Raw genomic sequence first — 14,390 nt, forward strand, 5'->3', positions numbered from 1 at the left:
TTTTCAATAGATTTTACTTATCATTTTAAATTATATATTCTATATTTCCCCAATCTATTGTATACTGTATATCTACAGTACTTTAGGGGGATATTTATGTATGAAATTTATTTTCTAATATTTTTATTTGGAGTGCTTGGTTTTTTATTTAGTAGAGTGTTATCTAAATTAAACACAAGTAGAGATACGGGTAAATTTAAAAATATAAGATTAAGTTATAGTAAATATATTATGATTATAAGCTTAGTCATAATTATCTCTAGTATTATATCTACACTTATAGAGTTTTTTACATTTAAACTGTCCTGCACTGAATGGTATATTGTATTTGGGACAATGAATTTATTTTTAAGTATATCTTGTTTATTAATTTTATTTTTACTATTTATAGGTTTTACTATTACAAATTTAATTGCCTATATCAACAAAAGAATTGCTAAATAAAAAACTAATAGAATGGCATACATAAATTTTATGTATGCCATTCTTATTAAATTTAACTAATTAAAAATATATATCTGAAAGTTCAGCTATTGTATTTTTAGTTTCTATATTTGAACTATATATTATTTTTGATGATTCAATTTTCTTTATAGGTAACTTAATAGTAAATTTGCTTCCTTTTTGATATTCTGATTTTACATCTATAGATCCATTATGTAAATCTACAAATGATTTTACTATAGCTAATCCTATACCACTACCTTCATTTAGTCTTGTAAGGCTATCATCTATTTGTACAAATTTTTCAAATATTTTCGATAAACTTTCTTCTTTTATTCCTATACCTTCGTCTTCTACGCTAAAAATTAAATTATCTTCTTCTATTCCTATATGAGTTAAGATTGTTCCTTTATCATAAGAAAATTTTATTGCATTTGAAAGTAAGTTAAGTATAATTCTTTCTATCTTATCTATATCTACTGCCATAATAAGCTCTTCTACATCAGTATCTAAAATTAAGTTTAAGTTTTTATTTTCAGCAAATGGAACTACTGAAAGAACAGTATCTTCTATAAGACTTATGATTTCTGTATTTTGAAGGTTTATACAGCTAGAACCCTTATCTGATTTTGTAACATCTATAATATTATTTATAAGTCTTATTAATCTTGAAGAGTTTTGTTGTATCATATTAATATTAGAAATTAAACTTTCTTTGTTTATTTCTCCTTTAATTTCAAGATTTCTCTTTATAAGTTGTGATGATGATGATATTACATTAACGGGTGTTCTTAATTCATGACTTATATTAGTTATAAAATTACTTTTAGCTTCATTGGCCTTTTCAGCTATTTCTTTAGATTCCTGTAACTTTTTATTTATATCTTTATTTATTTTTTGTTGATTAATTAAAAATGCTATTATTAAACAAAGTATAAGAAATGTAATAATAGCTGTAATAAGCTCTTCTGTATAAGCGTCTATAAATTCTTCTGCTTCATATATATATTCAGCATCGTCAGGTAATTGTAACTTACTTATAAAGTTTTTAGTCATTTGTTTTTGATTAAATATTAAAGTACTAGTTTCCTTACCTTCTACTAAACTGTTATATTTACCAGTAGATTCTAGAGAATCCTTTACTACCTCTCCTGTAACCTTACCCATCTTGTAAAAGTCTGTAGTATATCCACCTAACATTCCATATTCTATACCTTCACGAATAGTTGTAAATATTGGTGCATTGGTTACATTTTTTATACAATTCAAAATTTGATTAGCTGACCATAGTTTTGTTTCTGTATTTTTTACATCCTGTGATGAAGCTGAACTATTTGGCATATAAAATAATATAATGTCTTTTCCTTTTGAGTATTCTGATAAAGCATCCTGTAGTTCTTCTTCACTCTTAAATCCTAGCGTTTTATTTTCAAACTTCAACCTTGGAAATTTTTCCTTTAATGAATAAAATTCATCAATTTCTTCTTTATATATATCTTCAGGTCCTGTAATTAAGGTCAAAGTTTTCATACTTCTAGTATTTCTATATATTTGACCTATAATATTTACATTATCTACAATAGGCTTAAACTCTTTAATTACACATTCAATCCCATTATTCTTTGAATATTCAACTATTCTTTCATCTAATACACTGGATAAAAATAACTTACTTTCCCCAAATAATTCTTTATGTTTTAACCCAAATGAACTAGCAATATCATCAACAAATACAACTGCATCAAAATCCGGATACACCTCAAGTTTATATTTTAATAAGGAGTAAAATGATTCTTCTCGCTCTAATTTTGGATATTTAAATGTATTCATATACTCATAGTATATTTCATAATCATCTCTTAAAAAATCATCAAACCCATGCATTTGACTTTGAGTACCTGTATATGTAGGAGATCCTGAACTTATATATAAAACTTTTTGCCTATTTTCTGCACTAGCATCTGTGCTGCTTAGAAATACAAATAAATACACTAATAATACCTTTATTATTTTACCTTTTATCTTTTCCATTTTTATTTATCCCTTTATTATACATTTAACGACTATTTTCTATTATATCAAAAAAAGAAATTTATGGTTAATCAAAATTATAAAAATTCAAAAAAGTTTGAGTTTCCTAAATTATAAAAAATAATATTTTAAAAATAAAAATAGGCGTAATATTAATTACACCTATTTTTATAAAATTATATACTTAATCCACTTCTAAATTGACTATTATATAAGTTAGCATAGAATCCATTAGACTCAAGTAACTTATCATGATTTCCTTCTTCTATTATCTCTCCATCTTTTAGAGCAAGAATCTTATCTGCATTTCTTATAGTACTTAATCTATGAGCAATTATGAAAGTAGTTTTTCCTTTCATTAAGTTAACCATAGCTTCTTGTATTTCAACTTCAGTTCTTGTATCTATTGACGAAGTTGCTTCATCAAGTATAAGTATTGATGATTTTGAAAGTATCGCTCTTGCTATTGCAAGTAACTGTCTTTGACCTTGAGATAAGTTACTTCCATTATCAGAAAGTACTGTATCATATCCATCTTCAAGTTGCATTATAAAATGATGTGCATTGGCAAGTTTAGCAGCCTTAATTATTTCTTCATCACTTGCATTTAAGTTTCCATATCTTAAGTTTTCACGAACACTAACAGAGAAAAGATAAGTATCTTGTAATACAACTGCTACTGATTTTCTTAAACTTTCCATGCTAAAATCATCTATGTTTTTTCCATCTATAGTTATAGTACCACTATCAATGTTATAGAATTTATTTAATAAGTTTATAACAGTAGTTTTACCAGAACCAGTTGGACCTACTATTGCTATAGTTTGACCTTTATTAGCATCTAAACTAATTTTATTTAATATCTTTTTATCTTTATTGTAAGAGAACTCTACATCTTTTAATTTGACTTCACCTTGTAAGTCATTTACATGTATTGCATCTTCTTTATCTTTTTCTGGATTTTCATCCATAACTTCAAATACTCTTTCAGCACCAGCTAAAGCTCCTTGAAGTGAGTTTGATATATTAAGAATTTGATTTATTGGTTGATTGAAGTTTCTCATATAAAGTATTATTGAAAATACTACACCAACTGTTATATTCATTCCTTTTAATATAAATACACCACCACATACTGCAAGTACTAAGTATGTTAAGTTGTTTATAAAGTTATTTAATGGTCCCATACAACCTGAAAGTACATCTGCAAGTATTGCACTTTTAGTTATACTTTGATTTATGTTATTAAATTCTTCTTTAACATTTTCTTCTTGACCAAATAAAAGTACTGCTTTTTGACCAGATACCATTTCTTCTATATATCCATTTAGTTTACCTAAGTCTCTTTGCTTTTTTATAAATAAAGGTTGAGTATATTTCATTATGCTTCTTGTTCCAAATATTGTTATAGGAACAGTTAGTAGTCCTATTATTGTTAAACTGGGACTTAACATAAGCATTGCTATAAGCATACCAACTATATTTATAACTCCTGATATTAACTGAGTTATACTTTGAGATAAAGTCATATTTATATTGTCTATATCATTTGTAAGTCTACTCATTAAATCTCCACTTGAGTGAGTATCATAGTAGCTTAATGGTAAGTGTTGCATTTTTGAATATAAATCTTTTCTTATATCTGCAGAGGTTTTTTGAGCTATACTAACCATTAATCTATTTTGAATAAATGTAGATACGGTTGCTACAACATACATTCCTATAAGCACAATACAAATTCTATATAAACCACTTATATCTCCTACTGCTATATACTTATCTACTATATCTCCATTTAATTTAGTTCCTAATATACTAACGATTGTTGTTATTACACAGAATACAAATATTAATACTAAAGAACCTTTTTTACCTCCTATATACTTTAATAACCTGTTTATTGCTTCTTTTGGGTTATTTAATTTTTCATTACTTTTTACCATGTGCATTCCTGGACCTCTTCCAGGTCTATCTAAAGAAATTCCTTTACTAGACAACTTTTAGCACCTCCTCACCTAATTGTGAAACAGCTATACTTCTGTATATGTCATTTCTTCTTAGTAATTCATCATGTGTTCCTATATCTGAAATTCTTCCATCATCCATAACTATAATCTTATCTGCATCCATAACTCCAGATATTCTTTGAGCTATTACAAGTACTGTAGAGTCTTTCATTCTATTTTTTATAGAATTTTGAAGTTTAGCTTCTGTTGCCATATCTAATGCACTTGATGAATCATCCATTATAAATATTTTAGGGTCTCTTATTAAAGTTCTAGCAATTGATAAACGTTGCTTTTGTCCTCCAGATAAGTTTTTCCCCCTTTGTTCTACTTCACTTTTATAAGTATTTTCTTTGTTCATTATAAACTCATAAGCTTGAGCATCTTTGGCGCTACTTTCCATGTCTAAGTTGTTTGCATCATTTTTTCCAAATCTTAAGTTACTTTCTATAGTTCCTCCAAATAATATACTTTCTTGAAGAACTATACCTATGTTATCTCTAAGATGATTTAATTTTATATTTTTAATATTAGTTCCACCTATTAAGATTTCACCTTCTGTTGCATCATAAAGTCTTGGAATTAAGTTTACAAATGAACTCTTTCCACAACCAGTTGAACCTATAATTCCTATAGTTTCTCCTTGTTTAGCTTTAAATGATATATCTTCTAATACATTTTCACTGTGCTCATTGTATCTAAAGTAAACATTTTTAAACTCTATATCAAAGTTTTCTACATCAACATTATCTTCTTTATCTTTTATACTACTTTCAGTTTCAAAAACTTCATTTATTCTAGTAGTTGATGCACTTGCTCTTGAAAATGTAAGCATTATATTTATTACCATAACTACAGAACCCATTATTTGAAGTAAGTAATTTATAAATGCCATTATCTTACCAATTTCAAGGTCTCCATTATTAACCATATTTCCACCAAACCAAAGTACTGCTACTACTGTTAAGTTCATTATTAATGTAGCGATTGGCCAAAGTATTAAGTTCATATTTTGTGAAGCTATACTTTCATTAGTTAAGTTGTCATTAGCTTCATTAAATCTTTCACCTTGTGTTTTTTCTATAGCAAATGCTTTTATAACCTTAACACCAAGTATACTCTCACGCATTACTGTGTTTATGTTATCTATTCTTTGCTGTACTGATGTAAATAGTGGCAATGATTTTTTTATTATAAATAAAATTGAAACAAGTATTATTGGTAATGCTACTATGAAAATACTTGCTAATTGTTTACTTAAAATTATAGCCATAACTAAACCACCTATTGCTGTAAGTGGCGCTCTTACCATCATTCTAAGTGACATATTCATCATCATTTGAAGCTGAGTTACATCATTTGTAAGTCTTGTTATTAATGAGGATGTTTTTAATTTATCTAATTCTAAGAATGATAAAGTTTGTATCTTATTAAATAGACCTTCTCTTACACCTTCTCCTAATTTCATCGATGCTACTGCTGCTAAATAAGAACATGCTGCTCCTGCAAATAATCCTATTACTGCAACAATTACCATCTTTATACCTACTACTAATACGTAATTTAAATCGCCATTAGCAACACCAATATCTATTATATTTGACAAAAGCGTTGGTTGTAGTAAGTCCATTGCAACTTCTAAGCACATTGCTAAAGGTGCTAAAATTGCACATACTACTGCTGAACCTTTTAGATATTTCAGTAATTTTATCAATTCAATCTCTCCTTACTTATTAAAATTTACTCTTTGTGCTTAATTAAATTGTCATGTAATTTATTTAATATTTTTATAGTTTCTAACTTTTCTTCTTCACTAAAACCTTCAAAGCAAATATCATCTAACTCTAAAAATACTTTTTCAACTTTTTTTTGTGCATCTATACCCTTTTCTGTTAGAAATACATTTAAGATGCGCTTGTCATTAGCATTTCTCTCTCTATATATAAGTCCTTCTTTTTCCATTCCTGCTAATATACTTGTAGCTGTAGCTGGTTCTATCTTGCAATACTTTGCTAATTCTCTTTGACTACAACCTGAATTATTAACTAAGAAATCTAAAAGCCTTGGTTTACCTTCTGTTAAGTTTACTTCTTTAAACATGTGACTAGCTCTTTTTTTATGAGCTCTATGTAATTTCATTAAAGTAGAATGTAATGTATTTGGTCTTATATGATTTTTTTTCATTTGTTTTACTCCATTTCTAAAATTAATTAGATGGCTAATCATTAGCACTCTAACGTTTAATATAATATCATAATAAAATTGTATTGTAAATAATTATCATTTCTATTATTATGTTTTATTCAACATGTATATTTTACCTAATATATATAATATAGTTATACTTCCTATTATAAATAAAAGAAATAGTAAAATTTATTACATTTGTTTCTGTAATAAATTGACATTTAGCTAATATTAAAATACTATTCTATTATAGACAAGCTTAAATCTCAAAAAATTTTTAATGACCTAATAAATTCTAATCTTATCTAAAATAAATCTTAAAAATAAATACATCATTTCAGTTATGCTTTATATTTCAGACAATAAAAATAAATATTTTCATCACAATTTATATGACTATAAATATGAATATAGTAAATAATACAAAATAAGAAAATGTATATCTTAATTTATATATATTTCTATTGTTGTGCTTTACTTGTTTATAAATTATATAGTCATACTCATAGATTATTTTTTTAATAGAAGCCTTAATAGGATAAGTTATGAAGGCTTACTTTTATTACTAAAGAGGAGAAAGAATATGAGAAGAAGATTTAATATTTTTAAAATGATTTTTTGTTCTGCAATAACACTTGGTTTAGTTTGTGTTTTCACAAATTCAAAAGATTCCCAGCAAGAAGTTTTTAGTGCTATAAAATCTAATTATATTAATTATAGTAAAGATTTAAACGTTGTATCTGAAAGTAAATTAAGCTTAAAAAATATAAATGACATAAATTTAGACCTAGATGTTGATGATGTTACATTCCTTGAAAATACAGAAGATAAAATTAAAATAGTTGAAAAATGCAATAGAGAGTTATCTGAAAAGGAGCAATTAAAAATAGAAGAAGGCGATAATTCAATAAATATTTACAGAAATTCAAAACTAGATATAAATTCAGTTGCTAAGTCATTTAAAAGAGAACTTTTAATTTACTTACCTTCTTCTTATAATAAAAACTTAAATGTTACTCTTTCTATTGGTGATATTAATTTTACATCTGATTTAAACTTAGAAAATCTTGAAATTTATTTATCTACTGGAGATGTTAATATAGATAAAAATGTAAATTGTAAATCATTTATAGCTGAAAGTAGTACAGGAGATATGAATATAAACTACTTATCTGCAAATAGTTATGGTATAGGGTTAAATACTGGTTCTGTAGATGTTTCAACTTTACTAGGTCAAGGGTATATAAATATTACTACTGGTGATATAAAATGTGGTATCTCTAATTTAACTGGAAATACAGAATTATCATCAAGTATAGGTGATATTACTGTTAATATACAAAAGGAAAATAAATTTTTACTAGATACTTCTTGTGATATAGGTGAAGTTGATACAGACTTCAAGTCTAATAGTATTGGTAAAAATCCTAAAAATATATTAAAAGTAAAATGTGGATGTGGGGATATAAAAATAAACAAAAATTATTAAATATCTATAAGCAGATTTAGGAATAATACTTATAAATATATTTTTAGAAAGGAATGAAATAAATGAAGGTAACTTTAGATGAAAAAGCTACTCTAGCTTTAAAAGATGTTTTAAAAGATAAAAATCCTGATGCAAAAATAAGAGTTTATTTTGCAGGCATTGGTTGAGGTGGGCCATCTTTTGGCCTTGCTCTGGATGAGCAAAGAAGTGATGATGAAACATATACTGTAGATAATATTCATTTTATAATGAGTAAATCTGATTATATGCAATATGGAGATATGATGATAAAAGACACTGGTTATGGATTTAAAGTATCTCCTGAAAATTCTAACGATGATGGTTGCGGTGGAGGTTGCTCTGGCTGCGGACATTAAGAAAGGATTATTTAATGATTGCAATAGATGATAAATCTCTTTTTAATATAAAAAATAAGATAAAAGAACTTAATGGCGTTGGAAATAACATAAGAATTTATTTTTCTGGCGTTGGATTTGAAGGTCCTAATTTTAATATGACTTTAGATTCTCCAAAAGATGATGATTTAGTTTATAAAATAGATGATCTTACATTTTTATTAAGTCAATATGAATATATGCAATATGGTGATATTAAAATAGACTTAGATGAAAATAATAACATTCATATTACACCTAAAAATATGGAACTTAGCATGTGTTGTGGGCACGGATGTCCAGATTGTCCATATTAAAATAAAAAAGTATACCTGCATTTGCAGATATACTTTTTTTAATTATTATTACATATATAAAATAATTTCCTATTTATTTGGAACTATTATTTTTCCATTTACTATTTCTTCTATTTTTCCATTTACATAGTTTAATGTTTCTTCAGATAAGTTATCAGTAGTTGGAGCTAATCCTATACTGTTATCTTCTAATCCATATCTTAAAGTTGTTCCACCTGTAAATTTACCTTCAGCTAATAATTTAACTGCATTGTAAACACCTTCATTAACTTTCTTCATTGCTGAAGTTAGTATGTTTTCTGGAGCTAAACTACTTTGGTCTCTATCAACACCTATTGCAAATAAATTTTGCTCTTTAGCTGCTTCTATTGCACCAACACCAGTATCACCTGCTGCAGAGAATATTATATCTATTCCATTAGAATACATTTGTTGAGCTATTGATTTTCCTTTAGCTTGATCTGAATAAGTATTTGCATATTGAACTTTAACTTCACAATCTGGGTTAGCTTCAGCTACTCCAGCCTTGTATCCAGCTTCAAACCTCTCTATAACTACATTATCCATTCCACCAATAAATCCAACTTTATTAGTTTTAGTTTCCTTACCTGCTACTAAACCAACAACATATCCTGCTTGTTCTTCTGCAAATGATATACAAGCAACATTATCAGGAGTCTCATCACCATAATCAACATCAACTATAGCAAACTTTTGCTCTGGATAATCTTTAGCTGCTTTTAATACTGCATCTTGTAATGGGAAACCTGTTGCTAATATTAAATCAGCACCATCATCAACAGCTGTTTCTAAATTAGCTGCATATTCAGCTTCTTGCTTTGATTCTATATAACTTACTTCTATATTATCGAAATCTTTTTTTATTTGTTGTAAACCTTCCCAAGATGATTGGTTAAAACTTTGGTCATTTACTCCACCAACACTTGTTACCATGATTACTTTTATTTTATCATCATTACTTTCATTTGAGCTTGAGCAACCTACTAAAGCTAACATAGCTAGCATTAAAGTTGTACATAAGCATAATATTTTCTTCACGTACTATTCCTCCTAGTAAATACTATTTACATTTATCTCGCTTTGTTATAATATCAGATAGTGACAGCGACATAATATGACATTTGTCATATTATCGAATATTTTTTTAGGAGAATTAAAAAATGTTTAAAATAGATAATGAATCTAAATTAAATTACTATATAAATAAATGCAATATAAATGAGATGTTCAATACAGATATGACTAAGTACATGGAATTATATCACTTTAAAAAAGGAGAACATATTTGTTCGTCAGGTGAAGAGTTAAATCACCTATATTTCTTTTTAAAAGGAAGAGCAAAAGTTTATATAAGCGCACCAAACGGAAAATCCTTACTAATTAGATTCTACTCACCAATACAAATAATAGGTGATACAGAAATACTAAACAACACAACAATAGACTGCAACATACAAGCAATAAAAGACTGCCTATGCTTAGCGATACCAAGGGAAATAATAGAAAAAGTAGCTTTAAACGATGCAAAATTTTTATCATATACATGTAGACAGCTAGCGTTCAAACTATCAAGTGCGTCACTATCAAGTTCAATAAACATGCTATATCCACTAGAAAACAGACTAGCAAGTTACATCCTAGCAACATACTCAACAGAAGAAGGATATGACAACAGTTCTGATACCCTAACCCAAATATCAGAACAACTAGGCACAAGCTACAGACACCTACTGAGAGTACTAGATAAATTCTGCAGTGAAAAAATAATAAAAAAAGACGGAAAAGACATAACAATCCTAAACATAAAAAAACTAGAAAAACTAGCAGGAGATTTATATCAGTAATATATTCGCAAACATTAGGCAAAGGGAGCAAAATCAAAAAAATCCTAGACTTTCGCAGCATTTTTCCAGCTGCTAGTCTAGGATTTTTTGATTTTGCCCCCGGCCGTTGAGGGAATCTATTACATATTAAAAGTTTTCTCTACGTGAGCTTTTATTTCTTCAGCTTTACCCATAGATAATACTTCATCAGCAAACTTCTTCATATCTTCATAATTTACAGAAGTTATAAACTTTCTAGCTGGAAGTATAGATATTGGTGACATAGAGAATTCATCAAGACCAAATCCAAGAAGTATTGGTATCATTCTTTGATCTCCTGCAGATTCTCCACACATTCCTACCCATTTTCCTTCTTTATGAGCATTATCTATAACTGTTTTTATAAGTCTAAGTACAGCTGGGTTAAATTGGTTGTAAAGATAACTTATCTTTTGATTCATTCTATCAACTGCACAAGTATATTGTATTAAATCGTTAGTTCCTATTGAGAAGAAATCAACGTGTTTTGCTAATATATCAGATATAACAGCAGCAGATGGTATTTCTATCATCATACCTACTTCTACATTATCAGCAAAAGCTATTCCTTCAGCTTTTAATTCACCTTTAACTTCTTCAACTACTTCTTTAGCAGCTAAAAGTTCTTCTAAAGATGATATCATTGGGAACATTATTCTTAATGTACCATGTACACTAGCTCTATATAAAGCTCTTAATTGAGTTTTGAATATATCTTTTCTATCTAAACATATTCTTATAGCTCTGTATCCTAAGAATGGATTCATTTCTTCTTCCATTTCAAAGTATGGTAATTCTTTATCCCCACCTATATCTAATGTTCTTATTACTATAGGCTTATTATTCATTCCATCTAAAACTGCTTTATAAGCTTCGTATTGCTCTTCTTCAGTTGGGAATGCATCTTCTTTATCCATATATAAGAACTCTGTTCTATAAAGACCAACACCTTCAGCATCATTCTTTATAAGACCTTCAACATCCTTTGGACTTCCTATATTTCCAGCTAACTCTACATGTCTACCATCTAAAGTTACTGAAGATTTCCCTTTTAATAATTCTAATGATTTTCTATATTCTTCAAACTCATTTTTTAATTGAGTATATTTAGCTATAGTTTCTTCGTCAGGATTTAATATTACTTCCCCTGTATCTCCATTAAATACTATAAAGTCTCCATCTTTAGCTTTAGTAGTCATATCTGTAAGACCTACTACTGCAGCTATTTCTAAAGTTCTTGCCATTATTGCAGTATGAGAAGTTCTTCCACCTATATCAGTTAAGAATCCTAACACCTTAGATTTATTCATAGTAGCTGTATCTGATGGTGTTAAGTCATGAGCAACTAAAATAACTTCTTCTTCTAAAGCTGCTAAATCAACTATTTTAGCCCCTACTAAATGTCTTATTATTCTATTAGTAACGTCTTTTATATCTGCTGCTCTTTCTCTCATATATTCATTATCCATAGATTCGAACATACCTACGAACATATCTCTTATTTCTTTTAATGCAAAATCAGCATTAACTAACTCATCTTGTATCTTAGCTTTAGCAGTATCTATTAATTCTGGATCTTCTAAAACTAATAAATGAGATTCGAATATTTGAGCTTCATGTTCTCCAAGTTCAACTAAAGCCTTTTCCTTAACCTTAGTTAACTCTTCTTTTGATATTTCAACAGCTTTATCAAGCTTAGCAACTTCTTCATCAACATTAGTAATAGACTTTTTTTCTATTTCTAACTCACTGTGTTCTACAACTAATACTTTTCCTATAGCAATCCCTGGAGACGCCCCTGTTCCTCTAAACATAGTAATATTCCTCCTAAAAAATAACCTGTTGTTATATATAAATTCCTTTTCGTTATTCCTCACTATAAATACAAAAGTAATAACTTAATCTATTAAAATTATCAGAGCTATAAATTTACTAGCAAAGGGTGAACATATAAAATATCGTACATTCGCAGCATCTTTTCAGCTGCATGTGCGATATTTTATATGTCACCCACTTGTCAATAAGCATATAACTCTCTAATTTTAAGAGACTAATTATTACTCTCCAAATCCACCTTCTATTAATTCAACTAAAGTATTAACAGCAGCTTCTTCATCTTCACCTTTAGCAGATATTGTTAATTCATCACCTTTACCTAATCCTAAGCTCATTATTCCCATTATAGATTTAGCATTTACAGTTTTTCCTTTAGCTATAACTTCTACTGTAGCTTTGAATTCAGCAGCTTTCTTAACAAACATTCCTGCTGGTCTAGCATGTAACCCACTTGCATTTTTTATACTTACTATCTTTTCCATCTTTTGAACCTCCAAAATATTTATAATTAAAGTATTTATTTACTTTATTAGCTTTATATAATTATCCTTGGCTTTTAAAGTCACCTATAATTTGATAGGTTACAACCTTAGGTAATTTACTTTTTGATACAGGTATAATCGCTTTATTTTCGTTAATTTCTTCACTATTACTATTAGATTTATAGTTTTTATGAACTGTACCTAATAATTTGGAAAAATCATACAGGTTTACACGATTAATACCGTTTTCTTGAAGCTTTTGCTCATACACTGAATAAAATAATTGCTTATATGAAAATTCTTTGGGAAGATTTAATACTTCACCTATTTTTGGTATAACATTTTCAAATAATGTTCTACGAGATGCTTCTCTTTTTATTCCAAGTGTTTTACACAAATCTTCTATAGTTTCTTTTTTTAAGTTTTTAAATTTTTCGAAACAATAGTCTTCATCATATCTATAATCTAGATTGAAGTAATATTTAACTCCTTCATATCTATCATAAGCCTTCATAGTATCAAGATAACCTAAAAGTATATTTTTTTCAACTATTTCTTTATCTTTATTTAAAGATCCGCCTAAAGGTTCTGATGGAACTATTATTTTTATGTTTATATCTTTATCATTAAACTTATTTAAGTTCATTTTGCCAAGAAAATCATCCACTAATCTAATAACAACTATATCATCATAGCCTCGATCAACTAAAAGCTTTACTGGTATATTATCTGAGAACATCCCATCTAAATAAAGCTTGTCATCCATCTTTTCCAAATTAAATATTGGAAGACTTGAACTTGCAATTAAGTAGTCTACCAGTCTACCTTCTGGTATATCTTCAAGAAAAAGCTGATGAGGTTTAAACTTTTTATCCCAATGTACGGTAACGATACCAAGATCTTTATTAGAATTTCTAATAGCTTCCTCATTAATATTCTTTTCAAGCATTTCTCTTAAAGGTGTTATGTCTATACCTTGATTTTTTCTTGCTTTATTTATTAATTCTATTACAACATTAAAGTTTTTTGCAGTAAAATCCAAGTCTTTATATTTTTCATATGTTTCTTCATCTATATTCATAAAACTAGTATAATCATAATTTCTCCAGATATCTTCCATTATTTCAATATCATTTTGAATTATAAATGCACCATTTAAAGCTCCTATAGATGTTCCTGATACGCCTTGGAATTCAACTCCAAGTTCTTTTAGGGCTTTATAAGCGCCTATTTGGTATGCACCTTTAGTGCCTCCACCTTCTAAAACTAAACCCTTCATATTACCACCTATATCTATTTTTAGAAAGATATATACTTTTC

At 27.7% G+C, this 14,390-nt stretch carries 11 protein-coding genes; 3 read left to right on the forward strand and 8 right to left on the reverse strand.

Features of this window, described 5'->3' with window-relative positions:
* Positions 1 to 504: 504 nt before the first annotated feature.
* The 4 genes from EIH23_RS01595 to EIH23_RS01610 all read right to left on the reverse strand — a co-directional run bounded on the left by EIH23_RS01595 (position 505) and on the right by EIH23_RS01610 (position 6,665).
* Positions 505 to 2,475 carry a sensor histidine kinase gene (locus tag EIH23_RS01595; protein ID WP_122638459.1) on the reverse strand — a complete coding sequence of 657 codons (1,971 nt, stop codon included), beginning with the start codon at positions 2,473 to 2,475 and terminating at the stop codon, positions 505 to 507.
* A gap of 176 nt (positions 2,476 to 2,651) precedes the next feature.
* Positions 2,652 to 4,472 (reverse strand): ABC transporter ATP-binding protein, encoded by a 1,821-nt coding sequence (locus EIH23_RS01600; protein WP_206425631.1) that lies wholly within the window; start codon positions 4,470 to 4,472, stop codon positions 2,652 to 2,654.
* Complete coding sequence (locus tag EIH23_RS01605; RefSeq protein ID WP_122638460.1) at positions 4,465 to 6,195, reverse strand: ABC transporter ATP-binding protein; 1,731 nt, start codon at positions 6,193 to 6,195, stop codon at positions 4,465 to 4,467. The genes EIH23_RS01600 and EIH23_RS01605 overlap by 8 nt, the downstream gene beginning before the upstream one ends.
* A gap of 26 nt (positions 6,196 to 6,221) precedes the next feature.
* On the reverse strand, positions 6,222 to 6,665 hold the full coding sequence (locus EIH23_RS01610) for a MarR family winged helix-turn-helix transcriptional regulator (RefSeq protein ID WP_122638461.1): 444 nt from the start codon (positions 6,663 to 6,665) through the stop codon (positions 6,222 to 6,224).
* Between the two features lie 586 nt (positions 6,666 to 7,251).
* Between EIH23_RS01610 and EIH23_RS01615 the strand changes: the two genes are divergently transcribed.
* Together EIH23_RS01615 and EIH23_RS01625 are read left to right on the forward strand one after the other, a co-directional pair.
* Positions 7,252 to 8,157 carry a DUF4097 family beta strand repeat-containing protein gene (locus EIH23_RS01615; protein WP_122638462.1) on the forward strand — a complete coding sequence of 302 codons (906 nt, stop codon included), beginning with the start codon at positions 7,252 to 7,254 and terminating at the stop codon, positions 8,155 to 8,157.
* 391 nt (positions 8,158 to 8,548) lie between these two features.
* On the forward strand, positions 8,549 to 8,869 hold the full coding sequence (locus EIH23_RS01625) for a hypothetical protein (protein WP_122638464.1): 321 nt from the start codon (positions 8,549 to 8,551) through the stop codon (positions 8,867 to 8,869).
* 69 nt (positions 8,870 to 8,938) lie between these two features.
* Here the strand turns inward: EIH23_RS01625 and EIH23_RS01630 are convergent, their stop codons facing one another.
* Entirely contained in the window at positions 8,939 to 9,928 is a 990-nt protein-coding gene (locus EIH23_RS01630) for a BMP family lipoprotein (RefSeq protein WP_243113293.1), read from the reverse strand.
* Positions 9,929 to 10,050: 122 nt separating this feature from the next.
* Here EIH23_RS01630 and yeiL point away from each other — a divergent pair, with 122 nt between their 5' ends.
* The gene (yeiL, locus tag EIH23_RS01635; protein ID WP_122638465.1) at positions 10,051 to 10,734 is read left to right on the forward strand and encodes a transcriptional regulator YeiL; all 684 of its coding nucleotides are present in this window, start codon (positions 10,051 to 10,053) and stop codon (positions 10,732 to 10,734) included.
* 119 nt (positions 10,735 to 10,853) lie between these two features.
* Here the strand turns inward: yeiL and ptsP are convergent, their stop codons facing one another.
* The 3 genes from ptsP to EIH23_RS01650 form a co-directional block, all read right to left on the reverse strand.
* Positions 10,854 to 12,566 (reverse strand): phosphoenolpyruvate--protein phosphotransferase, encoded by a 1,713-nt coding sequence (gene ptsP, locus EIH23_RS01640; protein ID WP_122638466.1) that lies wholly within the window; start codon positions 12,564 to 12,566, stop codon positions 10,854 to 10,856.
* A gap of 243 nt (positions 12,567 to 12,809) precedes the next feature.
* Entirely contained in the window at positions 12,810 to 13,070 is a 261-nt protein-coding gene (locus EIH23_RS01645; RefSeq protein ID WP_122638467.1) for an HPr family phosphocarrier protein, read from the reverse strand.
* 61 nt (positions 13,071 to 13,131) lie between these two features.
* Complete coding sequence (locus EIH23_RS01650; protein WP_122638468.1) at positions 13,132 to 14,349, reverse strand: patatin-like phospholipase family protein; 1,218 nt, start codon at positions 14,347 to 14,349, stop codon at positions 13,132 to 13,134.
* Positions 14,350 to 14,390: the final 41 nt, after the last annotated feature.

The organism is Romboutsia sp. Marseille-P6047 (assembly GCF_900604535.1).
Lineage (GTDB): Bacteria > Bacillota > Clostridia > Peptostreptococcales > Peptostreptococcaceae > Romboutsia_E.